The organism is Mycobacterium sp. NS-7484, from assembly GCF_001953975.1.
GTDB lineage: Bacteria > Actinomycetota > Actinomycetes > Mycobacteriales > Mycobacteriaceae > Mycobacterium.
This window is the reverse complement of record NZ_MBEJ01000129.1, coordinates 49,107-73,590: the sequence shown is the minus strand read 5'-3', so window position 1 is coordinate 73,590 and position 24,484 is coordinate 49,107. Positions and strand designations below refer to the sequence as shown.

At 67.8% G+C, this 24,484-nt stretch carries 24 protein-coding genes and 1 pseudogene; 17 read left to right on the top strand and 8 right to left on the bottom strand.

Annotated elements, in window-relative coordinates; genetic code table 11:
- Positions 1–869, bottom strand: a pseudogene (locus tag A5733_RS24250) (acyl-CoA dehydrogenase family protein); the annotation flags it as partial.
- 45 nt (positions 870–914) lie between these two features.
- Positions 915–1,535, bottom strand: a complete 621-nt coding sequence (locus tag A5733_RS24245) for a TetR/AcrR family transcriptional regulator (protein ID WP_076241941.1) — start codon at positions 1,533–1,535, stop codon at positions 915–917.
- A 122-nt stretch (positions 1,536–1,657) separates the two neighbouring features.
- Between A5733_RS24245 and A5733_RS24240 the strand changes: the two genes are divergently transcribed.
- From A5733_RS24240 to A5733_RS24220, 5 genes are read left to right on the top strand one after another with little or no spacing between them, the layout of a single operon-like run.
- A complete protein-coding gene (locus A5733_RS24240) occupies positions 1,658–2,413 on the top strand; it encodes a hypothetical protein (protein ID WP_076241940.1) in 756 nt (251 codons plus the stop codon).
- Positions 2,410–3,159, top strand: a complete 750-nt coding sequence (locus A5733_RS24235; RefSeq protein ID WP_076241939.1) for a hypothetical protein — start codon at positions 2,410–2,412, stop codon at positions 3,157–3,159. Before A5733_RS24240 ends, A5733_RS24235 begins: the two co-directional genes overlap by 4 nt.
- A gap of 8 nt (positions 3,160–3,167) precedes the next feature.
- On the top strand, positions 3,168–3,764 hold the full coding sequence (locus A5733_RS24230) for a cytochrome c oxidase subunit 3 (RefSeq protein WP_067769232.1): 597 nt from the start codon (positions 3,168–3,170) through the stop codon (positions 3,762–3,764).
- 2 nt (positions 3,765–3,766) lie between these two features.
- Complete coding sequence (locus A5733_RS24225; RefSeq protein WP_067769263.1) at positions 3,767–4,033, top strand: cytochrome C oxidase subunit IV family protein; 267 nt, start codon at positions 3,767–3,769, stop codon at positions 4,031–4,033.
- A gap of 25 nt (positions 4,034–4,058) precedes the next feature.
- A complete protein-coding gene (locus A5733_RS24220) occupies positions 4,059–5,309 on the top strand; it encodes an alpha/beta hydrolase (RefSeq protein WP_076241938.1) in 1,251 nt (416 codons plus the stop codon).
- On the opposite strand, the gene A5733_RS24215 is transcribed toward A5733_RS24220, so the two are convergent.
- Genes A5733_RS24215 through A5733_RS24200 form a run of 4 tightly spaced genes read right to left on the bottom strand, consistent with a single transcriptional unit; the run spans position 5,282 to position 10,776 of the window.
- A complete protein-coding gene (locus tag A5733_RS24215; protein ID WP_076241937.1) occupies positions 5,282–6,973 on the bottom strand; it encodes an ABC transporter family substrate-binding protein in 1,692 nt (563 codons plus the stop codon). The two genes, A5733_RS24220 and A5733_RS24215, sit on opposite strands and share 28 nt — an antisense overlap.
- Positions 6,974–7,016: 43 nt before the next feature.
- The gene (locus A5733_RS24210; protein WP_076241936.1) at positions 7,017–8,867 is read right to left on the bottom strand and encodes an ABC transporter ATP-binding protein; all 1,851 of its coding nucleotides are present in this window, start codon (positions 8,865–8,867) and stop codon (positions 7,017–7,019) included.
- Complete coding sequence (locus tag A5733_RS24205; RefSeq protein ID WP_067769223.1) at positions 8,864–9,802, bottom strand: ABC transporter permease; 939 nt, start codon at positions 9,800–9,802, stop codon at positions 8,864–8,866. The genes A5733_RS24210 and A5733_RS24205 overlap by 4 nt, the downstream gene beginning before the upstream one ends.
- Positions 9,799–10,776: an ABC transporter permease gene (locus A5733_RS24200; RefSeq protein WP_076241947.1), complete on the bottom strand. Its 978-nt coding sequence runs from the start codon at positions 10,774–10,776 to the stop codon at positions 9,799–9,801. Before A5733_RS24200 ends, A5733_RS24205 begins: the two co-directional genes overlap by 4 nt.
- 131 nt (positions 10,777–10,907) lie before the next feature.
- Between A5733_RS24200 and A5733_RS24195 the strand changes: the two genes are divergently transcribed.
- From A5733_RS24195 to A5733_RS24185, 3 genes are all read left to right on the top strand, one after another.
- Positions 10,908–11,165, top strand: a complete 258-nt coding sequence (locus A5733_RS24195) for a hypothetical protein (RefSeq protein WP_076241935.1) — start codon at positions 10,908–10,910, stop codon at positions 11,163–11,165.
- 43 nt (positions 11,166–11,208) lie between these two features.
- Positions 11,209–11,478, top strand: coding sequence for a hypothetical protein (locus tag A5733_RS24190; protein ID WP_082957664.1), 270 nt, complete (start codon positions 11,209–11,211; stop codon positions 11,476–11,478).
- A gap of 75 nt (positions 11,479–11,553) precedes the next feature.
- Entirely contained in the window at positions 11,554–11,814 is a 261-nt protein-coding gene (locus A5733_RS24185; protein ID WP_067769217.1) for a hypothetical protein, read from the top strand.
- A 56-nt stretch (positions 11,815–11,870) separates the two neighbouring features.
- Here the strand turns inward: A5733_RS24185 and A5733_RS24180 are convergent, their stop codons facing one another.
- Complete coding sequence (locus A5733_RS24180) at positions 11,871–12,074, bottom strand: hypothetical protein (RefSeq protein ID WP_076241934.1); 204 nt, start codon at positions 12,072–12,074, stop codon at positions 11,871–11,873.
- A 211-nt stretch (positions 12,075–12,285) separates the two neighbouring features.
- Here A5733_RS24180 and A5733_RS24175 point away from each other — a divergent pair, with 211 nt between their 5' ends.
- From A5733_RS24175 to A5733_RS24150, 6 genes are read left to right on the top strand one after another with little or no spacing between them, the layout of a single operon-like run.
- Positions 12,286–12,990 (top strand): response regulator transcription factor, encoded by a 705-nt coding sequence (locus A5733_RS24175; protein ID WP_067769256.1) that lies wholly within the window; start codon positions 12,286–12,288, stop codon positions 12,988–12,990.
- On the top strand, positions 12,968–14,578 hold the full coding sequence (locus tag A5733_RS24170) for a cell wall metabolism sensor histidine kinase WalK (RefSeq protein WP_076241946.1): 1,611 nt from the start codon (positions 12,968–12,970) through the stop codon (positions 14,576–14,578). Before A5733_RS24175 ends, A5733_RS24170 begins: the two co-directional genes overlap by 23 nt.
- A 55-nt stretch (positions 14,579–14,633) precedes the next feature.
- Positions 14,634–16,466, top strand: a complete 1,833-nt coding sequence (locus tag A5733_RS24165; RefSeq protein WP_142254189.1) for a glycosyltransferase family 39 protein — start codon at positions 14,634–14,636, stop codon at positions 16,464–16,466.
- A 55-nt stretch (positions 16,467–16,521) separates the two neighbouring features.
- Complete coding sequence (locus A5733_RS24160; RefSeq protein ID WP_076241932.1) at positions 16,522–17,808, top strand: bifunctional glycosyltransferase family 2/GtrA family protein; 1,287 nt, start codon at positions 16,522–16,524, stop codon at positions 17,806–17,808.
- The gene (locus tag A5733_RS24155) at positions 17,805–19,754 is read left to right on the top strand and encodes a glycosyltransferase family 39 protein (protein WP_076241931.1); all 1,950 of its coding nucleotides are present in this window, start codon (positions 17,805–17,807) and stop codon (positions 19,752–19,754) included. The genes A5733_RS24160 and A5733_RS24155 overlap by 4 nt, the downstream gene beginning before the upstream one ends.
- Positions 19,755–19,798: 44 nt before the next feature.
- The gene (locus A5733_RS24150) at positions 19,799–20,290 is read left to right on the top strand and encodes a carbonic anhydrase (RefSeq protein WP_067769207.1); all 492 of its coding nucleotides are present in this window, start codon (positions 19,799–19,801) and stop codon (positions 20,288–20,290) included.
- Here the strand turns inward: A5733_RS24150 and A5733_RS24145 are convergent.
- Positions 20,287–20,856: a TetR/AcrR family transcriptional regulator gene (locus A5733_RS24145; protein WP_076241930.1), complete on the bottom strand. Its 570-nt coding sequence runs from the start codon at positions 20,854–20,856 to the stop codon at positions 20,287–20,289. The genes A5733_RS24150 and A5733_RS24145 overlap by 4 nt on opposite strands.
- 75 nt (positions 20,857–20,931) lie before the next feature.
- Between A5733_RS24145 and A5733_RS24140 the strand changes: the two genes are divergently transcribed.
- From A5733_RS24140 to A5733_RS24130, 3 genes are all read left to right on the top strand, one after another.
- Positions 20,932–22,059 carry a hypothetical protein gene (locus A5733_RS24140; RefSeq protein WP_076241929.1) on the top strand — a complete coding sequence of 376 codons (1,128 nt, stop codon included), beginning with the start codon at positions 20,932–20,934 and terminating at the stop codon, positions 22,057–22,059.
- Positions 22,053–23,069 (top strand): phosphotransferase family protein, encoded by a 1,017-nt coding sequence (locus tag A5733_RS24135; protein WP_076241928.1) that lies wholly within the window; start codon positions 22,053–22,055, stop codon positions 23,067–23,069. Before A5733_RS24140 ends, A5733_RS24135 begins: the two co-directional genes overlap by 7 nt.
- A 78-nt stretch (positions 23,070–23,147) precedes the next feature.
- Positions 23,148–24,482, top strand: coding sequence for an MFS transporter (locus A5733_RS24130; protein ID WP_076241945.1), 1,335 nt, complete (start codon positions 23,148–23,150; stop codon positions 24,480–24,482).
- Positions 24,483–24,484: the final 2 nt, after the last annotated feature.

Sequence of the window (24,484 nt, the reverse complement as noted above, 5' to 3'; positions counted from 1 at the left end):
TTCGGTGGGGCCGCTGCAACAAGGGATCGTCGGTGGGCCGCTCGGTCACGGCATGGCTGAAGTTTCGCTGCGCGCGAACGCAACAGGGCCACACCGTCGTCGACGACATTGGCCAGAATCCCGGCCACCACCGCGTGAATGAACAGTTGCAGCGAGGCGTACTGGACCGTCGGCACCGGATCGGCATCGTAGGAGGTATCGGAGAGCACCTCGTCGGCGGCGACCGCGACATCGGTGAACGTCGTGGTGCCGGTCCCGGTGCGGCGCTGGCCGAATCCGTCCCAGTCGTCGACCAGCCGGACGCCGTCGCGGTCGGTGGGCACCAGGACACTGGCCACCGAGTCGTGGTCGGTGGTGGCCGTCACCGTCAGATAGTCCGAGAACAGCGTCCCGGTGCTGTAGTACTTCTCGCCGTTCAGCCGGAAGCCCGAGCCCGCCGGGTCCGCCAGCAGCCGGGTGTTGAACACCAGGCTGCCGACCGCCAGGGAACCCTTCTCGCTGAACGCATTACCGAAGATCTTGCCCTCGGCGATCTTGCCCAGCCAGCGCGCCGACACCGGATCGCCTGCGGTGCGCAGCCGTTCCTCGGTGAACCAGAAGTGGGTCCGGAAGATGTGGGCCACGATCGGATCGGCCTTGGCCACGTCGATGATCGTCGAGAACAGCTGCGGCACGGTGAATCCGGCTCCGCCGAGGGACTCGGGCAGCCGCAGGGTGCCGAACCCGGCCCGTTTCAGAGCGGCGACCTGATCGAACGGATTCTCATCGTTGCGGTCACGGTCCTTGGCGCCCGAGGCGATCGATGCCAGCAGAGCATCCCACTCCGGCGTTCCGGGCAACACGTGGGTGATTTTCTCGACGGTGGTCATGGCACCGTTGTATCCGCAGGCGCTACCCGCAGGCACGCATTTGGATCAGGCCGAACCGAAGCCTCTGACCCGCATGCCGTAGAGGTAGGTGGTCAGGTACTCCTTGATGACCGGGGCCCGGACCTCCGGTGCGTCGGGGATGGTGATCAGCAGCGCGTAGAGCCCGGCGAAGAACGACGCGCCATTGTGCAGCACGTCCACCTCGTCGGGGATCTCTCCGGCCTTTTTGGCGCGCTGGAGCTCTTCGACCAACGCGACGAGCACCGGATGGTGCGCCCATTCCTCGGTGGGTGGTCGGGTGGTGGAGAAGTGCAGGGCCAGAAAGTCTTTGAACAACGGCCGGCCGAGGCGCCGTTCCAGTTTCTCGAGCATGCGCACCGATTCGGCCAGGGTGGCCCCGACGTCGTGCGGTTGGTCGAAGAAGCGGAGGAGCTCGGCGGCCATGCGGGCCTCTTCGCGCTGTTCGAGTTCCACCAGGACGTGTTCCTTGGTGGGGAAGTGGAAGAAGAACGTGCCGTGGGCGACGCCGGCGGCCGAGGCGATCGCGGCAGTATCGGCCGCGGCCATGCCCCCGCGTTTGAACTCGGCGACCGCGGCCCCGAGTAACCGTTCCCGGGTCTGCTGACCCTTGCGGCTGCGCGGTGGTGGCGACTGAGCCTTCAGCACAGCCTGATGTTACGACATTCAAGAACTGACTGTACTCAGATTGACTCTTTCCAATGTCGCCAGTGGGCGTTACGGTTTCAACAAGGACTTCTTCTGACTGAAGTCAGTTTTGGAGGTGGGGAGTGCAGATCCTGGAGCAGGTCCAAGACCTGCCGAAAGCCGGCAATATCAAGGCGCAGTGGGTGAGTTTGTGGACCGGGCCGGCGGTCGGCGTCGTCCTGCTGGCGGCGTTTCTGGCGTTTCCCGGCTTCTGGCCGCCGATGTCGCCGACCTGGAGTGCCCAGCAGGTGGCCGGGTTCTATGCCGATCACACGGCGTGGATCCGGTTCAGCCAGGTGACGTTCAACCTGTGCGGAATCCTGATCCTGCCGTTCTTCATGGTGATCGTGGTGCAGATGAAGCGTATGAAGACTCAGAGCCACGTCTTCGCGTACTGCTATCTGACCGCGGTGGTCAGCGGTGCCACCATCTTCGCGCTGTCCAACGTGTTCTTCCTGGTCGCCGCGTTCCGGCCCGGCCGCAATCCCGAGCTGGTGATGTTGCTCAACGACCTGGCCTGGATCGTGTTCGTGGCGCCGGTGGGCATGGTGGTCTCGCAGTTCGCGTTGCTCGCGGTCGCGGTCTACTTCGACAACGGGCCGGACCCGGTGTTTCCCCGTTGGGTGGGCCATTACTCGCTGGCCACCGCCATCGCCATGGTTCCGGCCGCGGGTGCGGCGGTGTTCCAGACGGGGCCGCTGGCCTGGGACGGTCTACTGTCCTTCTGGCTTCGCAACGGAGCCTTCGCGCTCTTCGTCATCGTGATGTTCTTCGTCCTGCGGCGCGCGGTGCTCCGGCAGGCCGTCGAAGAGGGCGTCGTCGAGAGCGCCGCGGCATGACACTGCTGACCCCCGGTCCACCCACCCGCTCCGCGGGTGAAACGCCGCCGGGCAAGCCCGATGTGCGGTTGATGACGTGGTTCTTCCCGCTGTGGTACGGCGCGTTCGGCGTCATCATCTGCATCCTGACCCGGGTGACACCGCCGCCGCGCCCCGATGTCACCGCAGCCGACAAGGTGGCGTTCTTCACCGAGCACGGCGTCACCATCAAGATCGGGTTCTGCCTGCTGTTGATCCTGCTAGGTGGTGCGGCCATGACCAACGGCCTGGTCGCCTACCAGATCAAACGCATGTCGGTCGGTGCGGTCTTCGCCTACGGCTACATCGGCGGCATGAGCGTGGGTGCGCTGCCGGGGTTTCTCCTGGTCTCGGTCTGCTTCCTCACCGCGGCCTTCCGGCCCGACCGCGACCCCGAGCTGATCAGCCTGCTCTATGACCTCGGAATGCTGTCCTACAACGGCTCTTTGGGTTGCTTCACGGCCGCCTACCTGGTGTTCGCGATCGCCATCCTCTACGACAAGAACCAGATCTTCCCGGCCTGGTTCGCCTACGTGACCATCTGGCAGATCATCACCGAGGTGATCGCCACCCAGATGTTCGTGTTCGAGTCCGGGCCGTTTGCCTGGAACGGCTTGATCGCGTTCTGGTGGGCGGTGGTGGTGTTCTCGGTCTGGCTGTCGGCGCTGATCGTGCTGCTGCGGCAGGCGGCCGTACGTGAATCGGTAGACGAGCCGGGGCCGGAGTGAGGCGGACAATGTCGAGCAATCCTGTGGTGACACAACAAGATCCGCCCGTCAAGACGGCGTCGTCCCACCTGCCCGGCGATGGGCACATGTGGGTGATGGTGCTCGGTGATCTGGTCATCTTCGGTGGCTACTTCATCGTGTTCATGATCTACCGCACCATGCAGCCGGACGAATTCCTGCGGGCCCAACAGCATCTCGACATCAACATCGGGGTGCTCAACACGGTGATCCTGCTGACCAGTTCGTGGCTTGTGGCCCGCGCCGTGCTGGCCGCCAGGGCCGGCCGGCACGAGGCGGCCATCCGGCTCACTTACGCCGGCGGCGTCGGCGGTGTGTTGTTCATGGTCTGCAAGGGCTATGAGTGGATGGTCAAAATCCAGGCCGGGCATACCAACTCCGAGATGTTCTACTCGTTCTATTACGTGCTCACCGGCGTCCACCTGGTCCACGTGTTGATCGGGTTGATCGTGCTGGGCGTCATCGTGCGGGAGCTGCGCAACCCGTCGCGTCGCCGGGCCTCGGTGGTGGAATCGAGCGCGATCTACTGGCACATGGTCGACCTGCTCTGGGTGATCATCTTCGGCCTGCTCTACGTGGTGAGGTGATCATGACCGAGAGAGCTGTGACCCAGACCTGGCTGGTGCTGGTCGCCATCACCGTCGGCTCGTGGTGGCTGGCCCCGGCCCAGTACTCGGCCACCCTGGCGGCCAGTGTGCCGATCACCGTGCTGGTGCTGGCGCTGACGCTGGTCAAGGCCCGGCTGATCATCAGGCAGTTCATGGAGGTCCGTACCGCGCCGAGGTGGCTCAAACTGGCCACCGACGGCTGGCTGGTGGTGCTGTTCGGTGCGGTCCTCACGATCTATCTGATCTGAGCCGGGCGCGGCACAATGGAGCGCGATGACCATGAACGCCAAGCGCAGGCGAGTGCACGACAGGCTGGCCGCGCTGCCGGGGGTTCGGGCGGTGCGACGCCCGGTCAGCCCTGGTTCTGACGAGCAGTTCGACCTGTTCTACGTGCGCGCCGGGCGCAAATCGGCGCAGCCCGCCGTGCTCATCCCCGGCGGTCCCGGCGTCGCATCGATCCAGCCGTACCGTGCGTTGCGCCGGCGCGCGGCCCTCGCCGGGTTCGACGTGATCATGATCGAGCACCGGGGCGTCGGGATGTCACGGCACACGGACGCCGGCGCGGATCTACCGCCGGCGGCCATCACCGTCGAGCAGGTGATCGACGACATCGCCGCCGTGCTCGACGACGCCGGTGTGCACCAGGCGATGGTCTACGGCACCTCGTACGGCAGTTACCTGGCCGCGGGATTCGGGGTGCGCCACCGCGACCGGGTGGCGGCGATGGTCCTGGACTCGCCGGTGCTGTCCACGGCCGACATCGAGGCCATGCGCGCCGCCATCCGGGGCCTGTTGTGGGAGGGAAACGACCCCGAGACCGCGGCGCTGGCGCCGAAGGTCCGCCGACTGGTGGCCGAGGGGACACTGGCGGCCAAGGGTGGGGAACTGATCGGCCTGCTCTACGGTTTCGGCGGTGCCGCGCTGCTGGACCGCCAACTCGACCTGTTGTTGCGCGGACGCACCGTGGTGTGGTCGGCGCTGCGCCGCCTGAGCGGGCTCTCGACACGGAAAGCGCCGTACCGCAATGAAGTCGATCTGGTCGGGCGGATCGCCTTCCGCGAGTTGAACTATGCCGGAGTGCCCGACGGTCTGCCCTTGGATCCTGCCCTGGACATGGCCGACATGATCGGCAGCGCGAAGTTCTACGAACCGTTCGAGGCCGAGCCCTTCGACCTGACGGCCGAGCTACCGGGCTTCGACTGGCCCACCGTCGTGCTGTCCGGCGGCCGCGACCTCACCACCCCGCCGGCCATCGCCGAACGGATCGCGCAGCTGGTCCCGGGGGCAGTACTGGTCCGGATGCCGACGGTGGTCCACAGCGTGCTCGACACCCGCGAGCGTGCCGCCTTCGCGGTGATCCGAGCCGTGAAGGAAGGTGCGGCCGAACAACTTTCGGCCGTCGCCGCCGAACTCGACGCCCTACCGGCGCGCGCCGTCGTCCGCACGGCTGTTCGCGCGATCTCGGTGGCCATCGCGGTGGAGGCGGTCACGCTCGGCTACTTGAGGAAGCCGATCTTCGTGTAGTCGGCGTCGGCCAGGCCGAAGGCCCCGAAATTGGCCAGGTTGCTGCGCACGGCGACGTTGCCGGGGGACTGGAACAGCGGAAGGCTGAACACCTCGTCGAACAGCATCGTGTCGAGTTCGTTGGCCAGCGTGCGCGCCTTGGCCGGGTCCAGCTCCTCCAGTGTCTGCTCGATTTTGGCGTCGATCTCCGGGCTGCCGATCTTTCCGAAGTTGCTGGCCCCGTCCTGGGCGTAGATCTGGGTCAGCGAGCTCAACGGGAATGCGTCACCGAGAAAGGCGAACTGGGCAATGTCGAAGTCGCCCTTGATGATGTAGTTGCTGAAGAACCCGGTGCCCGGTTTCGTGTCGAGCTGCAGGTTCACCCCGATCTGGCCCAGCATGTTCTGCGCGATCTGGGCCACCTGCCGGGTGCTGCCGGCGTCATAGAACACGTTGCGGATGACCAGTTCCTTGCCGTCCTTCTTCCGGAACTGCTGTCCTTCGGGCACTTTCCAGCCCAGCGCGTCCAGCTCGGCCCTGGCCTGATCCGGGTCGAAGGCCACCGAGGCGGCGTTGTCCTGATAGCCCTGCTGGCCCGCGACGTAGATGTGGTTGTTCAGCGGTACCGGGTTGTCGGTGAGACCCCGCTGGGTGATGTTGGCGATCGCCTGACGGTCGATGCCCTTGGCGACTGCGCGGCGCAAGGCAGGGTCGGCCAGGATCGAGCCGGGGGCACCGTTGAACGTCAGGTGATACCAGCTGGCCGACGGCGCCCGCCGGATGCTGATCCCCGCGGTCTTGCGGGCGATCGTCAGCTCGTCGAGGGATGCGGTGCCGGTGGCGTCGATGGTGTTGTTCTGCAGTGCCGGGATCCGCGCGGCGTCATCGAGCACCAGGAAGGTGATGGTGTCCAGTAGCGGCGGGGTGCCCCACCATTTCGGGTTGCGGCTCAACGTGATCCGCTGGGCGCCCCGGTCGACGTTGGACACCAGGAACGGGCCCGCCGATGGCCCGGGCTGGCTGAGCTGTGCCTTGTTGAAGGCTTCGGGCGTGGCCGTCATGCTCTTGGGCAGTAGCCGACCGTTACCGGCGAACATGCCCTTCCAGTCGGCGTAGGGCTTCTCGAAGGTCATCACGGCCTGGCGGTCGTCGACGCCGCGGGTCACCGAGGCCACCCGCTCGAAGCCGTTGGGCGCGGCGATGATGAACGCCGGGTTCTTTCCGCTGTTGGCCTCGGTCTGGGATTTGATGTCCTCCCAGGTGATCGGGGTGCCGTCGGACCACACCGCCTTGGGATTGATCGTGTAGGTGACCACCTGCGGGTTGGTGCCCGTCAGTTCGACGTTGGTGAAGTAGTCGGTGTTCACCGTCGCCGACCCGTCGGCGGCGATGACGAAGGCGCGCGGCAGCGTCGGCTTGGTGATCGAGCCGACGTCGCCGGTGTTGCCGTCGATGTGCAGTGGGTTGAAGTTCGACGGGAACTCCGTCAGGGCCAGCCGCAGATTGCCGCCTTGGCGCAGGTTCGCCACATCCTGTGGGTTGATGTCGTTGGTGCTGCCGACCTCGGCGTTACCGCCGGCCGAGGGGGCTTCCCGATCGCCGCCCGAACAGCCGGCCAGCGCGAGTGCGGTGATCGCCGTGACGACGGCGAACCGCTGGAGCTTGAACACCTTCAACCCGTTCATTCCGTCGATGCTAGAGGCAGCTACCCCTCGGATGCGGCAATACCTAACCGGCGGCGGGCCCGGGGTGCGGTCTGGCCTGCGGCACCGCGGCCAGCAACCGGCGGGTGTACGCGTGCTGCGGATCGGTGAACACCGCGTCACCGGAGCCTTGTTCGACCACCGCGCCCTTGTACATCACGGCGACGTCGTGGGCCAGGTGCTTGACCACCGACAGGTCATGGGACACGAACAGATAGGCCAGGCCGAACCGGTCCTGCAGATCCAGCAACAGGTTGATGATCCCGGCCTGAATCGAGACGTCCAGCGCGGAGACCGGTTCGTCGAGCGCGATGATCTTCGGCTGCAGGGCCAGTGCGCGGGCGATCCCGATGCGCTGTTTCTGGCCACCGGAGAACTCCGCCGGGTAGCGGCCGGCATCGGCGCGGCGCAGGCCCACCAGCTCGAGGAGTTCGGCCACCCGATCGTCGATACGGGGTTTGTCGAAACCGTTGGCCGCCAACGGCTCTGCCAACACGTCCGACACCGGTAACCGCGGGTCCAGCGAGGCCACCGGGTCCTGGAACACCACCTGCAGGTCGGTGCGCAGCCCCCGACGGGCCCTGCGGTTCAGCGTGGCCACGTCGGACCCGAGCACCTCGATCGAACCAGATTGCGGCGCAGTCAGATTCAGGATCTGGTGCAGCGTGGTGGACTTGCCCGATCCGGATTCACCGACGATGCCGAGCGTGCGGCCGCTGTGCAGGTCGAAGCTGACCTTGTCGACGGCCCGGACCTCGCCGACCTGGCGACGCAGCACCACACCTTTGGTCAGCTTGTAGGTCTTGGACAACTCGCGCACCCGCAGCACCACCGGGGCGTCGTCGCGCGGCGTGGGCGGTGGGGCCGCGTCGCTCACGTGGTAGATGTCGGCCGCGCTGCGGCCGGCGACCTGCTCGGTGCGGATGCAGGCGGCGTGGTGGTCGGGTGCCAGCTCGATGAGGTCGGGTTCTCCTGCCTCGCACTCGTCGATCGCCAGCGGGCAGCGCGGCGCGAACGGGCAGCCGTGCGGTGTCGTGGTCAGCGACGGCGGTGCACCCGGGATCGGCACGAGCCGGGTGCCCTGCGGGGCGTCCAGGCGCGGCACCGAACCGAGCAGCCCGACGGTGTAGGGCATCCGGGCCTGCTCGTACAGCCGGGCCACCGGGGCATCCTCGACGGCCCGGCCGGCGTACATCACCAGCGCCCGGTCGGCGAACTCGGCCACCACGCCCAGGTCGTGGGTGATGATCAGCACCCCGGCCCCGGTGACGTCACGGGCGGTCTTGAGCACGTCGAGAATCTGCGCCTGCACCGTGACATCCAGCGCGGTGGTGGGCTCGTCGCAGATCAGCAGGTCGGGGTCGTTGGCGATGGCGATCGCGATGACCACGCGCTGGCGCTCCCCGCCGGAGAGCTCGTGCGGGAAGGCGCGGGCCCGCTGCTGAGGTTGGGCGATGCCGACCAGCTCGAGGAGCTCGACCGCACGGCTGCGTGCCGCACGCCGGCTCAGGTCGCGGTTGTGGGTTTCGAGTGCCTCGGCGATCTGGTCGCCGACGGTGTAGACCGGCGTGAGCGCGGACATCGGATCCTGGAACACCGTGCCGATCGTGTTGCCCCGGACTTGTGACAGCTGGGCGTCGGAGCGCCCGAGCAGTTCCTCGCCGCGCAGCCGGACCGATCCGGAGACCTCGGCGAACTCGGGCAGCAGCCCGACGACAGCCATCGCGCCGGCCGATTTCCCGGCCCCGGATTCGCCCACCAGGGCGACCACTTCGCCGGCGTCGACGTGAAAGTTCAGCCCCCGCACCGCATGGACGGCACCGGTGTCGGTGGGGAAGTCCACCCGCAGATCGGATACTTCGAGCAGTCGGGTCATCGGCGTGACCTCCTGCGCCGCAGCCTGCCGCTGCCGGGATCGAGTGCGTCGCGCAAGCCGTCACCGACGAGGTTGGCGCACAGGATGATCAAAACCAGCACCCCGGCCGGGAACAGGAACACCCAGGGGAACGTGGTGGCGGATTTGGTGCCGTCGGCGATCAACGTGCCCAGCGAGACATCGGGCGCCTGGATGCCGAATCCCAGGAAGCTCAAACCGGTTTCGGCCAGGATCGCCAGACCGACGTTGAGTGCGGTGTCGATGATCAGGATCGAGGCCACGTTGGGCAGGATGTGGCGCACGATGATGCGCCGGTTGCTGACGCCCATATACCGGGCGGCCAACACGAATTCGCGTTCCCGCAGGCTCAGCGTCATCCCGCGCACGATGCGGGAGCTGATCATCCAGCTGAACGCCGAGAGCAACACGATCAGCCAGAACACCCGGTCCGACTGGCTCAATCGCGGCGTGACGATCGCGATCAGGATGAAGCTGGGTACCACCAGCAGCACGTCGACGATCCACATCAGGGTGCGGTCACGCCAGCCGCCGAAATACCCGGCGATCGAACCGACCGTGGCGGCGATGATGGTCGAGATGAACGCCACGCACACCCCGATCAGCATGGATTTCTGCATGCCGCGCAGGGTTTGGGCGAAGATGTCCTGCCCCAGGGCGTTGGTGCCGAACCAGTGGTCGAGCGACGGCGGGGTCTGCAGCGCGTAGTAGTCGAGATCGGAGTAGTTGTAGGGCAGCAGTGGCGGCACCGCGTAGCAGGCCACGAACATGACGATCAACAGGGCCAGTGAGATGACCGCGGGCCAGTTGCGCAGGAACCGGCGGAACACCAGGGTGCGCCGGGTGGCGAATTCCTCGGTGTGCAGTCCCGAACGGGCTGCGCTCGCCTCGCCGGTCGTGCCGGAAGTCTGTGTCATGTCACCCGCACCCTCGGGTCCAGTACCGCGTAGATGACGTCGGAGAGCAGACCGGCGACCAGGATCACCGTGCCGGTGAACACCGTGATGGCCGCGATGATGTTGGTGTCCTGGGTGGCGATGCCCTGCACCACCCATTCGCCCATGCCGTGCCAGCCGAAGATCTTCTCGACGAACACCGAGCCGGTGACCAACCCGGCCACGCCGTAGGCGAACAGGGTGGCCATCGGGATGAGCGCGGTCCGCAGTCCATGTTTGAACAGGGCCCGGCGCCGGGTCAGGCCCTTGGCCCGCGCGGTGCGGATGAAGTCCTGCCCGAGGACATCGAGCATGGCGTTGCGTTGGTAGCGGCTGTAGCCGGCGATCGCCATCAGGGCCAGCGTGAGCGTCGGCAACACGAGGTGCTGCAACCGGTCGACGAACTGCGCCCACGGCCCGCCGACGGGCACCGGCGCCGTCTCCCCGGTGTACTCGAAGATCTGTACGCCCAGGATCGAATTCACGTTGAGCGCGGCCAGGATCAGCATGTTGGCGATCACGAACGACGGCGTGCTGATCACCAGCAGCGACAAGACGGTGATCACGCGGTCCGACAGCCGGTACTGGCGGATCGCGCCCCAGGCACCGACCACCACACCGATCACGGCGCCCGAGATGGCGCCGATGACCAGCAACCGCAGCGTCACGCCGATCCGCCGCCACAGTTCGTCGGCCACCGGCTGGCCGGTGACCGTGGTGCCGAAGTCGCCGCGAACGGCCCCGGCGGCCCAGTCCACATAACGCAGCGGAATCGGCTTGTCGAGACCGAGCTCGGCGGCCTTGGCGTCGATCGCGGACTGCGGGGGCCGAGGGTTGCGCTGTTCCAGGCTGTCGAGGGGTTTGAAGTTCAGCGACGTCAGCGCGAACGTCAGGAACGAGGCCAGGGCCAGCAACACGATGTAGTTGAGCAGCCGGCGCGCCAGAAAGCGCGTCATCCGGTTGTCCCCGCCCACGGCTGCATGGCACACAGGGTAAAACAGCGAGCAGGCAAAGCCGGTCAGCACCCGGCGGCGATTGGCAGCTGGTTCACATCGTGGGCATAGAAATCAGGCGTTCACTCAAATCCATGAAAGTCAGCGAACTCAAGGACATCAAGGTGATCGCTGCGGCTGCCGGTGGTGCGGCAGTGGTGGCTCTGGGCGTCTTCGGCGCGGTCACCGACATACATGTGGGCGGCGATTCCGCCGCAGTGGCCTCGGGATCCCACATGAACCTGGGGCAGACCGTCACGGAGACGACGCCGCCGAGCGTGCCGGCGATCTCGATGGCGGTGCCTGCGCTCAAGGGCAACACTCCACCGCAAGGATTCGCCACGACGCATTGAGCGGTTTCAGCTTCGACCGGGACGGCTATCCGTCGTCTCGGAGGTGAGCTCATTGCGTAAAGCGAAGGAAAACAATCAACGAAATCTGAAGTTGGTCTCTGCCGGGGTCGGCGCGATCGGCGGGTTAGCCACCGTGGCGTTCGGCGTCGCGCTGGGCGGTGGCCTCACCGGGGCCCAGCACCGGGTCGAGCCGCCTGACATCACCACAGGACAGACCGTCACCCCGACCACGGCTCCGACGACTCCGGAGATTCCGAACGCCTCGCCGACGGTCTCGGCGACGACGCCGTCCGGGTTTGCCACACCGCACTGATCGACGCTGATTCCCGGATGCCGGACGGTGGCTTTCGGGTTTACCGGCCGCGCGCCTGCCGGTAGGTAAGTCGGTATGGCAGGACACGAACGCAGCAAGCGGACCAGGTACGCGATGGCCGGTGTGGGTGCGCTCGCACTCGCCGTGATGGGGGCATTTGGGGCGATGGTGACAGAGGCTCCGATCAGCGGTGCGGTGATCGGGCCGGTGATCGGGCCGAGGCCGGCCGCCTCCGTCGGCGAAACGGTAACGAAGTCAACGACTCCCAGCGAGCTGGAGACGTCGGTGGCCACGCCGCCGGTGAAGGCGGAACCGCCCGACGGTTACGGCGGTTGACGGGTCGATTCGGCCGCGGTGGGGTCCGCGCGAGCGGCCCCCACGAGACGCCGTCGTCAACCCCGAATCCGGGCACAACCGTCGGTGCCCAGACCATGCGCGCCCGGCCCGGGCATGCCCCGCGGTGGCCCGCCCATCCCCGGCGGCCCGCCATGGTGCCCGGAACCGTGCGTATCGGTCGCGGCGTAGACGGCGGCGCCGCCGAGCCCGGCGATTGCCGTGGCGATCCCGACCGCGGCGACGGTGTGACGCATGCTCATGTCTCCAACGGTGCAGATGGTGCCTGTGAGTCGACTGTGTAGTGGCTCTGTCTCGCATATGGGGCCGCAGATCGCGTTTCTTCACAGCCGGCGCATAGAAACGGCACAGGCTTGACCTATCGACGGGTCAGATAATGGACCGGTGAGCACTGTGACCAATGGGGCGACCAACGGGACCAATGGCACCGATTCCGACTCCGGGCGCGCCGTGATGCGTCGCGCCGACGGCAATCCGATCCAGGTCCTCGTGGTCGACGACGAGCCGGTGCTGGCCGAACTCGTGTCGATGGCCCTGCGCTACGAGGGCTGGGACATCGCCACGGCCGGCGACGGCGCCGGCGCGCTGGCCGCGGCCAAGGAAAACCCGCCCGACGTGGTCGTCCTCGACGTGATGCTGCCGGACATGAGTGGGCTCGACGTGCTGCGCAAACTGCGCGAACAGATCCCGGGCCTGCCGTTGTTGCTGCTCACCGCCAAGGATTCGGTCGAGGACCGCATCGCGGGGCTGACCGCAGGCGGTGACGACTACGTCACCAAGCCGTTCAGCCTGGAGGAAGTGGTGTTGCGGTTGCGGGCGCTGCTGCGTCGCACCGGGGTCACCAGTGAGGACGGCGGCGCCAAGATCGTCGTCGGTGATCTGGTGCTCGACGAGGACAGCCACGAGGTGACCCGCGGCGGTGATCCGATCACCCTGACGGCCACCGAGTTCGAGCTACTGCGCTTCATGATGCGCAACGCCAAACGGGTGCTGAGCAAGGCGCAGATTCTGGACCGGGTGTGGAGCTACGACTTCGGTGGCCGGTCCAACATCGTCGAACTTTATGTCTCGTATCTGCGCAAGAAGATCGACAGCGGACGCGACCCGATGATCCACACACTGCGTGGTGCGGGGTATGTCCTCCGGCCCGCCCGCTGAGGTGACGGCCGCGCCGACGAGCGCCACCCGGTGGTGGTCTCCGCGCACCTGGTCGCTGCGGGCTCGGCTGGTGGTCAACCAGGTGCTGTTGCTGGCCGTGGTGTGCGCCAGCATCGGAGTGGCCACAGAGTTTGCGCTGCAACGGTTTTTGATGAACCAGCTCGACGATCAACTGATCGAGGCGGGCCGGCGTTCGGCGGCGATCTTCGAACTGCCGCCCCCGCCGCCGGGAACTCCGCCACCGCCGGGGATGCGCCGTCATCACCGGGTTCCGTTCGACCCCGAGGAGGGGCCCGGGCCGGGATTTCTCAATGCGCCGGGGCAGGCCGCGCGCACGGTCGGGGCCGTGGTGTCACCGCACCGGCCGGTGGACGCCGGGGTGATCACCACCGAAGGTGAGCGGGTCGAGATCAGCGCGGCCGCGGCCGAACAGCTCGCGGCGATCCCGGCGACCCGGGTTCCCGAAACCGTGGACCTCGACGGGCTGGGGCGCTACCGGTTGATCGGCCTGCATCCGCGGCACAGCAACGTGGCGACCATCGTCACCGGCCTGCCGACGGCCGTCGTCGACGACACCCTGCTGTGGGTGCTCGGCATGTTCTGCGTGCTCGCCGCGATCGCGCTGATCGCCGCGACCACCGGCGGCATCCTGGTCATCCGGCGCCAACTCGCCCCGCTGTCGCGGGTTTCGGCAGCGGCCCGCGAGGTGGCCGATCTCGAGCTGGACCGTGGCGAGGTGAAGTTGCCGACGCCGATCGTGCCGGTCGATGAGGCCAGTGCCCACACCGAGGTGGGCCAGCTCGGCACATCGTTGAACCGGATGCTCGACCGGATCGCCAGTGCGCTGTCGGCTCGGCACGCCAGCGAGACGCGGGTGCGGCAGTTCGTCGCCGACGCCAGCCACGAATTGCGGACACCGCTCGCGGCGATCCGCGGCTATACCGAACTGGCCCAACGCAAACGGGACGACCTGCCCGCGGATGTGGCCCACGCGATGAACCGGGTCGAGTCCGAGACAGCACGGATGACCCAACTCGTCGAGGACATGTTGCTGCTGGCCCGCCTCGACGCCGGCCGGCCGCTCGAGCGCGACAGCGTCGATCTGTCCCGTCTGGTGGTCGACTCGGTCAGCGACGCCCACATCGCCGGTCCCGATCACCAGTGGGCACTGGACCTCCCCGACGATCCGGTGGTGGTCGACGGCGACGAGGCCCGGCTGCATCAGGTGCTGGCGAACCTGCTGGCCAACGCGCGCACCCACACCCCGGCGGGTACCTCGGTGACCGTGTCGCTGAGGTCTGACCCCGACACCGAAGCGGACGCCGTGCTGCTCACGGTCGCCGACGACGGTCCCGGCATACCGGCGTCGCTGGTGCCCGACGTGTTCGAGCGGTTTGCCCGCGGTGACTCGTCCCGGTCCCGCCGTGAGGGCAGCACCGGGCTGGGGCTGGCGATCGTGGCCGCGGTGGTCAAGGCGCACGGCGGCACCATCGCGGTGCACAGTGTCCCGGGATCGACCGAGTTCACGGTGCGATTGCCCCAGACCGGCTCACAGGTCTCGCACAGGACGGACAAATCGGGCACCTAGCGCGCGCCGCAACCATGAGAATGTGACCCTTGTTGCCGCTGATCCCGCTGCCGACATGCTGGAGGCGGCACCCGAGGAGTCGAAGCTGGGCAACTGGCCCCCGATCGCCCGACGCATCGCCCTCGGTGTGCTGTTGGCCGGCACCGCGGTGCTCTACCTGTGGAACCTGTCGAGCAGTGGCTGGGCGAATGCGTTCTACTCGGCCGCCGCGCAGGCCGGAGCGCAGAACTGGACCGCGATGCTCTTCGGGTCCAGTGACGCCGGAAACGCCATCACCGTGGACAAGACGCCCGCAGCGCTGTGGATCATCGATCTCTCGGTGCGCGCGTTCGGGCTGAGCCCCTGGAGCGTGTTGGTGCCCCAGGCGCTGATGGGGGTCGGGGCGGTCGGGGTGCTCTACGCCGCGGTGCGCCGGGCCGCCGGCACCGGGGCCGGACTGCTGGCCGGCACCGTTCTGGCCCTGACGCCGGTGGCGGCGTTGATCTTCCGCTTCAACAACCCCGATGCCCTGCTGGTGCTGCTGCTCGTCGTGGCGGCCTACTGCGTGCAGCGGGGAATCGAAAAAGACGCGAGCCGTTGGTGGTTCGTCGCCGCAGGGGTGGCCGTCGGATTCGGATTCCTGGCCAAGATGCTGCAGGCGTTCCTGGTGTTACCGGCGTTCGCCGCTGCGACGCTGGTCGCCGGGGATCGTCCGTTGGGACGCCGCGTGCTCGATCTCGTCACGGCCGGCGTGGCCATGGTGCTCAGCGGTGGCTGGTATCTGCTGTTGGTGGAACTCTGGCCGTCCTCGGCACGGCCCTACGTCGGCGGCTCACAGCACGACAGCATCGTCGAATTGGCCTTGGGCTACAACGGTCTGGGCCGGCTCACGGGGGAAGAGACGGGTGGGCTGGGCAACCTCAACTTCGACGTCGGGCCCGGACGGTTGTTCGGGGCCCAGATGGGCGCCGACATCGCCTGGCTGCTGCCCGCTGCGCTGATCTGCCTGGCGGCCGGGCTCTACCTGAGCCGTCACGCGCCCCGCACCGATACCACCCGTGCGGCGCTGATCCTGTGGGGCGGTTGGCTTGTCGTCACCGCAGTGGTGTTCAGCTTCATGAACGGCATCGTGCATCCGTATTACACCGTGGCGCTCGCGCCGGCGGTGGGCGCGGTGATCGGTATCGGTGCCACGCTGTTGTGGCGCCGGCGCCGCGACATCCGGGCCGCCACCGCGATGTCGGGTGCGGTGGCGGTGACCGCGATCCTGGCGGCCGTGCTGCTGGCCCGGGCCGACGACGTGTTCACCTGGCTGCGTGCCGTCGTCGCGGTCGGCGGGCTGGGCGCCGCAGCGCTTCTGCTGCTGGTGAATTGGTTGAACCGGCCGATGGTGCGGACGACCGCGGTGCTGGCCATCGCCACATGTTTGGCCGGCCCGGCCGCATATTCGATCGCCACCGCGGCGAGTCCGCACAGCGGGGCCATCCCATCCGTGGGGCCGTCTCGCGGCGGCGGTTTCGGGGGCATGTTCGCCGCGCCGGAGCCGGGGCCGACCCTGACCGTGACCCTGGCGTCGGAGGCCGAGAAGTATCGCTGGGTCGCGGCGGTCGTGGGGTCGTCGAACGCCGCGGGTTATCAATTGGCCACCCGCGCACCGGTGATGGCCGTCGGCGGCTTCAACGGCACCGATCCGGCGCCCACCCTGGCGGAGTTCCAGCGATTCGTCGACGAGGGCGCGATCCACTTCTTCATCGAATCCCGCATCATGGCAGGCGGATTCGGCGGACACACGCCCAGCGACAGCCGCTCGTCCATCGAGATCGACGAATGGGTGCAGGCCAACTTCCGTCCCGTCACGGTCGACGACGTGACGATCTACGACCTGACGCACCGTGCGGCGAAGACATAGCCGGCGCATAGCTTCGCCCCACTCAGATCACAACCCCGCGGAGAACGATGAAGTCATGACAACCTTGGTCCAAGAGCCCGAGCAGCGGTTCCAGTTCGCCTCGCGGCCGAACGCCGCGGCCCTCGCGCGGGCCGCCGGAGTGCCCGTGCTCGACGTCGTCGTCCCGGTGTACAACGAGCAAGCCGCACTGGCACATTCGGTGCGACGGTTGCACTGCTACCTCCGAGAGAATTTCGCCCTCCCGGCTCGCATCACCATCGCCGACAATGCCAGCACCGACGACACGCCGCGGATCGCCGCCGAACTGGCCGACGAACTCGACGACGTGCGGGTGGTCCGGTTGGAGGAGAAGGGCCGAGGCCGCGCCCTGCATGCGGTCTGGTCCACCTCGGACGCCCCGGTGCTGGCCTACATGGACGTCGACCTGTCCACCGATCTGGCCGCACTGGCCCCGCTCGTGGCGCCCCTGATCTCGGGACACTCCGACCTGGCCATCGGGACCCGGTTGGGCCGCGGCTCGCGGGTGGTCCGCGGCGCCAAGCGGGAGTTCATCTCACGGTGCTACAACCTGATCCTGAAATCGACTCTGGCGGCGCGCTTTTCGGATGCGCAGTGCGGGTTTAAGGCAATCCGTGCCGACGTCGCGCAGCGGCTGCTACCTCACGTCGCCGACACCGGATGGTTTTTCGACACCGAACTGCTGGTGCTGGCCGAACGCAGCGGCCTGCGAATCCACGAAGTGCCGGTGGACTGGGTGGACGATCCGGACAGCCGGGTCGACATCGTCGCCACCGCGACCGCCGATCTCAAAGGCATCGGCCGGCTGCTGCGCGGCTTCGCCAACGGCTCGATCCCGGTGAACACCATCGCCGCCCAGCTCGGATCGTCGCGTAAGTCCGCCGCCCCGAGTTCGTTGCTGCGCCAGGTGGTGCGTTTCGGGGCGGTCGGGGTGGTCTCCACGCTGGCCTACCTGTTGCTGTTCATCGCACTTCGGGCCGGTCTCGGTGCGCAGGCGGCCAACCTGGTCGCCCTGCTGGTGACGGCAGTCGGAAACACCGCGGCCAATCGGCGGTTCACCTTTGGCATCGCCGGATCGGGCAACGTCACCCGGCATCACCTCGAGGGCCTCACGGTCTTCGCGATTGCGCTGGCCATCACCAGCGGATCGCTCGGGCTCCTGCACCTCGTGGCGCCCGTCCCGCACCGAGGTGTCGAACTCGCCGTCCTGGTGGCGGCCAACCTACTGGCCACGGTGGTGCGCTTCGTCCTGTTGCGGGGATGGGTATTCCATCCGGCGCGCACCCGACGCGGCACCGCACTGAACGGGAAGACAGGGATATGACAACCACCGTCGACGCGGCACCCGACGCCGGCGCGTCCTCCGCGGACGCCCCAAACACCGTGACTGCGCGCTGGGTCCGGCCGTCCTATTGGGCGCTGCTGGCCGGCACCGCGGTGCTCTACCTGTGGGCACTGGGCTCGTCGGGCTGGGCCAACAGTTACTACGCCGCGGCCGCGCAGGCCGGCACCCAGTCCTGGAAGGCCTGGCTGTTCGGCTCGCTGGATGCCGGCAACGCCACCACGGTGGACAAACCGCCTGCCGCGATGTGGGCCATGGGCTTGTCGGGGCGGCTGTTCGGGTTCAACGAGTTCACCATGCTGCTGCCGCAGGCCCTGATGGGTGTGGGTGCGGTGGCCCTGCTTTATGCCACCGTGCGGCGCACCAGCGGAGCCGGGGCCGCCCTGATCGCCGGGTCGGCGCTGGCGCTGACACCGGTGGCGGCCTCGATGTTCCGCTACAACAATCCCGATGCACTGTTGGTGCTGCTGCTCGTGCTGGCCGCCTACTTCATGGTGCGCGCCGTCGGCGCGGTGTCGGTGCGGGCGAGCACCGGATGGGTGGCGTTGGCCGGCTGCGCACTCGGTTTCGGGTTCCTGACCAAGATGCTGCAGGCCTTCCTGATCGTGCCGGGGCTGGCCCTGATGTTTCTGGTCGCCGCACCCGCGGCCAGTGTGTGGAAACGGTTGGGCACCTTGCTGATCGGGGCCGCCGCGATGATCGTCTCGTCGGGTTGGTACATCGCACTGGTGGCATTGTGGCCGGCCGGCTCCCGGCCCTACATCGCCGGATCGACCGACAACAGCCTCCTGCAACTGGCCTTCGGGTACAACGGCTTACAACGCATCCTGGGACAGAACGGACCGGGACCCGGTGGGCCCGGCCCCGGCCCGGGTGGACCCGGCCACGGTCCCAGCCGCGGCGCCAACCTGATGTTCGGCGGTGATCCGGGCATCGGCCGGATGTTCGGGCTGTCCATGGGCACCGAGGTGTCGTGGTTGTTGCCTGCCGCGCTGATCGGGTTGGTGGCCGCGTTGTGGTTGACCCGCCGTAGCGCGCGGACCGCCGGTCTGCGGGCCGGCCTGCTGATGTGGGGCGGTTGGATGCTGGTCACCGCTGCGGTGTTCAGCTTCATGGACGGGATCATCCATCCCTATTACACCGTGGCGCTGGCGCCTGCCGTGGCAGCATTGGTGGGCATATCGGTGTCCGAATTGTGGCGCCGGCGCGCAGGATTGGCGGCTCGGCTGGTCCTGGCGGTGATGCTGGCCGCCACCGGTGGCTGGGCGTTCGTGTTGCTGAACCGGACCCCGGACTGGCTGCCCGCGCTGCGCTGGATCGTGCTGATCGGTGCGGTGCTGACCGCGGTGGCACTGGTGCTCACGGTCCACCGGCCGGGCAAATGGCCCGTGGCGGTGGCCCTGGCCGCTGTGCTCTTCGGCTTCGGCGCTACCGCGGCCTACACCATCGAGACGGTGGCGAAGGTGCACGGCGGTGGGCCCATGGCCACTTCGGGTCCGAACCGGGACTCCGGTTTCGGCGGACCGGGTGGGCCCGGCGGGCCGGGTGGGCCGCCGCCTGGCTTCGGCCGAGCCGATGACCCGGCCCTGGCCGCGCTGATCGCCGGTGCCGACGGTCGTTGGGCCGCAGCGAGTGTGGGCTCGATAATGGTCAGCGACCTCGAACTCAAGACGGGGGAGTCGCTGATGGCGATCGGCGGATTCACCGGCAGCGACAACTCGCCGACATTGGCGCAGTTCCAGCAATACGTCGCCGACGGTCAGGTGCGGTACTTCCTGGACCGGCCCGAAGGCGGACGCGGCGGACCACCCCGCGAGGCCCGCGGCAGCGCCGGCCAGATCACCGCGTGGGTGAAGGAAAACTTCACCAAGACGATGGTCGGTGACACCCCGGTGTACGACCTGCGGGCACCGCTGAACTCAGCGTGATTCTGCTGCTGGCCCTCTCGTCCGCGCTTCGCTAGCGTCGGTTCATGTCTGTCACCGATCAGTACCTGGCCAACAACGAGGCCTACGCGAAGAGCTTCACCGGTCCGTTGCCGATGCCGCCGAGCAAGCACGTCGCAGTGGTGGCCTGCATGGACGCCCGCTTGGACGTGTACCGCATTCTCGGCCTGGGCGACGGTGAGGCACACGTCATCCGCAACGCCGGCGGCGTCATCACCGACGACGAGATCCGCTCACTGGCCATCAGTCAGCGGCTGCTGGGGACCAAGGAGATCATCCTGATCCACCACACCGACTGCGGCATGCTGACGTTCACCGATGACGGGTTCAAGCAGCAGATCCAGGACGACACCGGGATCAAGCCACAGTGGGCGGCCGAGGCGTTCGTCGACCTCGAGGAGGACGTGCGTCAGTCGTTGCGCCGGATCGAGGCCAGCCCGTTCGTCACCAGGCATGAATCGTTGCGCGGCTTCATCTTCGACGTCGCGACCGGCAGGCTCAACGAGGTCGCGCTCTAGAAATCGGCGCGGGCCAGGGCGGTCAACGCGTCGGCGGTGCGATCGCAGAACGCCTCCCGATCGGCCAGGCCGCGCGTCATGGCCCGCACCACGGTGCTGGCCACCAGGAAATCGAACACCGCGTCCGCGCGGGCGCCGTCACCGTCGAGCACGTCGACCATCAGGGCGCGCACGTCGTTCTCCGAGCGCAGCACCAACCGCTCGTAGCTCGTCTCGTCGAGGTGATAGGCGGCCAGCAGGCCGGGTAGGGCGGCCCGGGTGACCGGATTGGCCAGCCAGTCCAGGAACATCGCGACCCAGCCGCGAAGGTCGGTGCGCAGATCGCCGGTGGGGGCGGGGATCGGGATGGTCTCCGCGTGACCGAATGCGGCGTCTTCCACCAGCGCTTCCTTGGTCGGCCACCGCCGGTAGACGGTGGGGGCCCCGACGCCGGCCCGACGGGCCACCGCCAGCACCGTGGTGCCCTGATAGCCGGCCTCGACCAGCAACTCGCGCACAGCGGTCAGCACGGCGGCGTCCTTGGCCGGATCGCGGGGGCGCCCGGGTGCGGGGCCGGAACTGGTCACGGCAAAAACCTACCGCCAGCGGGCGTCGGCTGTTACGTTACGGCTCATAACGTAATTACCCTGGAAGGATCGCCGATGCTCACCCCGCACGACGAACTGCTGTGCCATCAGCTGCCGACCACGTTCGACCATGTCTCCCAATCGGACCTGCGCTGGACCGAACGCATCGTGATGTACGGCTTCGACCGGTCCGGGGAGATCAACGTGATGACCGGGCTGGCCCGCTACCCCAACCGCAACGTCACCGACGCCTACGCGATGATCACCACCCGCGACGGCAAGGCTCGGGTGGTGCGGATGTCCACGGAGCTCCATCCGGAATCCGGCGCGCTGGACACCTATCGCGTCGGCCCCTTCACGTATCAGGTCGAGGAACCGTTGCGCACCGTGCGGGCCGTCCTGGAACCCAACGAGCAGGGCATCAGCCTGGACCTGCGGCTGCGCGGGCAGTTCCCGGCCTACGAACAGACCGCGGCATTCCACCGCAGCCGCGGCCGCGTCAACGAGGACGCCCGCCGGTTCTATCAGAACGGTGATCTGGAGGGCTGGATCGAGATCGACGGGCAGCGCATCGACATCGACTCCTCGCGTTGGTGGTTCGGCCGCGACCACTCCTGGGGCATTCGCAACGGGCCCGGCGGTGGCAGCCTGCCGGAGGGGGCCAACCTGCAGCCGCAGGAGATTCCCGACGGCGTTCTCTATTACATGGGGATCTTCGAATTCGACGACGAGTTGGTGCATTTCGCGCAACGCGAGACCAGCACCGGGGCACGCTGGCAGTTCGAGGGGGAGGTCCTCTATCCGCTGCACACCGGCCGCGTGGCCGACGGCATCATCGACGTCGAACATGAGCTGAAGTTCCGCGACGATCTGCGGGTGATCAGCGGCGGCACGTTCACCGTGCACCGTGCCGACCGGACCACCAGCACCATCGAGGTCACCCCCATCACCGACTTCTGGCCCGGGCTGGCCGGCTACGAGGAGGTCAACGGCTACGCGTCCGGGCATTGGCGCGGCACCGATTTCATCGACGGCTTCACCGCCGACGTCACCGATCTCGACGTGGTCCGCCCGGTCAGCTTCCTGTCCGAGACGCTGTGTGAGGTCAGGATGCACACCGACGGCCAAGTCAAAACCGGACACGGCCTGGTCGAGATGGTGTTCGTCGGAGCCTATCCGCGCTACGGGTACACCGGATGGTGAGGCCACCTGCCGACGAGCTCCCGGCTGCCTTCGAAACCATTGCCCGGCAACGCATTCCCGGTGCATCCCGCGCCACGGTGGTCAACTGGACTCCGAGTCCCGGTGGGTTCTCCACCGAGACCTTCCTGTTCGATCTGCACGGCCTGGACGACGGCAGCCGCCTGAGGCTGGTGTTCCGCCGGCCACCGGAATTCCAGATCCTGCCCGACTATGACCTGCGCCGGCAGTACCTGGTGATGGATCGCCTTGCGGCGTCACCGGTTCCGGTGCCTCGCGTTCGTTGGATCGACGCGGACGGCGAGGCGCTGGGTACCCAGTACCTGGTGATGGACCGCATCGACGACGTCGTCGGCGTCAGCGACATGCCGCCCTACCATCAGGCCGGCATCTTCGCCGAGACCGACGACGCCGGCCGCGCCAGGCTGTGGAACGGCTGCGTCGACATGATCGCGGCGGTACACCGCCTCGACCCGCAGCAGTACCGTCTCGGGTTCCTGGGTGACCCAACACCGGCGGCGCTGACGGAGTTCCTGCACTACGCCCTCGGATGGGCCTACGGCGACAAGCCGATCCACCCGGTCTTCACCAAGGCACTGACCTGGCTGCAGGCCCACGACTACACCCCGGAGCGGGTCGGCCTGTGCTGGGGCGACGCCCGGATGTCGAACGTGCTGTACCGGCCGGACCTCACCCCGGCCGCGGCACTGGACTGGGAGATCGCCTACCTCGGCGACCCGGCCGCCGACCTCGCCTGGCTGTTGATGACCGACTGGATCAGCAGCCCGCTGCCCGACAACGCGTCGGCGCCCGGCACCCCGAGCCGGGCTGAGACCATCGACCGTTACGAGCATGCGGTGGGGCATCGGATCGGCAACATCGCGTTCGGCGACGTCACCGCCCCGCTTTTGCTGGCGGTCGCGATGGTCCGGCTCAACCGCCGGTTCGACATCCCCGGGATGGACCTGGCCGATGTCTGCGCCCGCCGCCTCGAGGTCGTGCTCGGCAGCTGACCCTGGCCGCGGGGCTGAACTAGATTGCCCCCGATGCGCTCGATTCCGGAAGCCGAGAACCCACCGTTCCCACGCGGTATGGCGCTGGTGGTCGCCGGCGCACTGTTCATGGAGATTCTCGACGCCACGATCATCGCGCCGACCATCCCGATGATCGCCGCGTCGTTCGGTGTCGCGGCGATCGACGTCAACGTGGCGATCTCGGCGTACCTGGTCACGGTTGCGGTGCTGATCCCGGCGACGGGGTGGCTGGCCGACCGGTTCGGCACCCGGCGGGTGTTTCTCGGCGCGATCGTGGTGTTCACGGTCGCCTCGGTCGGCTGCGCGCTGAGCGCATCGCTGCCGATGCTCGTGCTCATGCGGGTGTTGCAGGGGGTGGGCGGGGCCATGATGGTCCCGGTCGGGCGGCTGGCGGTGCTGCGCCACAGCAGCAAGTCCGATCTGGTGCGGGCGATCGCACTGCTGACCTGGCCGGCCTTGACCGCACCGGTGCTGGCGCCGGTGCTGGGCGGGGCGATCGCGACGCTGGGCAGCTGGCGGTGGATCTTCGCGATCAACATTCCGATCGGCCTGATCGGAATTGCCTTCGCGCTCAAATACGTCCACGGCGGCCCGCAATCCCAGGCCCGATCGCTGGACTGGCCGGGGATGCTGCTGCTCGGCTCGGGGATAGCTGGAGCCCTGATCGCCCTGGAGCACATCCGGTTTTCCGGGACGCAGTGGGCACTGGTCGCCGGGTGCGGTGCCGCGGCGGTACTCCTGCTCGGCGCGGCGCTCTGGCGACTGCTCACCGCGCCGGCGCCGCTGATGCAGCTACGGGTGCTACGCGTGCACACCCTGCGAATCACCGTGCTGGCCGGGTCGCTGTACCGCATGGTGATCACCGCGGTGCCGTTCCTGCTGCCGCTGCAGTTCCAACTGGAGTTCGGCTGGACTCCACTGGCCGCGGGGGTGATGGTGGCCGCCCTGTTCGCCGGCAATCTGACCATCAAACCGGCCACCACGCCGCTGATGCGCCGGTTCGGCATCCGCGGTGTTCTGTTGGTCAACGGGGTGGCCTCGGTGGGGTGTTTCGGCCTGCTAGCCGCTCTGCGTCCCGGGCTGCCGGTGGTGGTGATGGCCGTTGTGCTGTATCTCAGCGGCGCGCTGCGGTCGATCGGCTTCACCGCGTACAACAGCCTGGCGTTCTCCGATGTCGACGGTGACGAGTTGACGCATGCCAACACGCTCAACGCCTCGGTTCAGGAATTGGCGGCCGGACTCGGCGTCGCCGTGGCGGCACTGCTGCTCGGCCAGCTCACCTCATATTCGTGGACGTACCTGGTGCTGGGGGCGTTGCTGGCGCTGACCCTGATCGCCACCGTGCGACTGCCGCATCGGGCGGCGGCCCACGTCAGCGGGCACCGAGGCTGAAG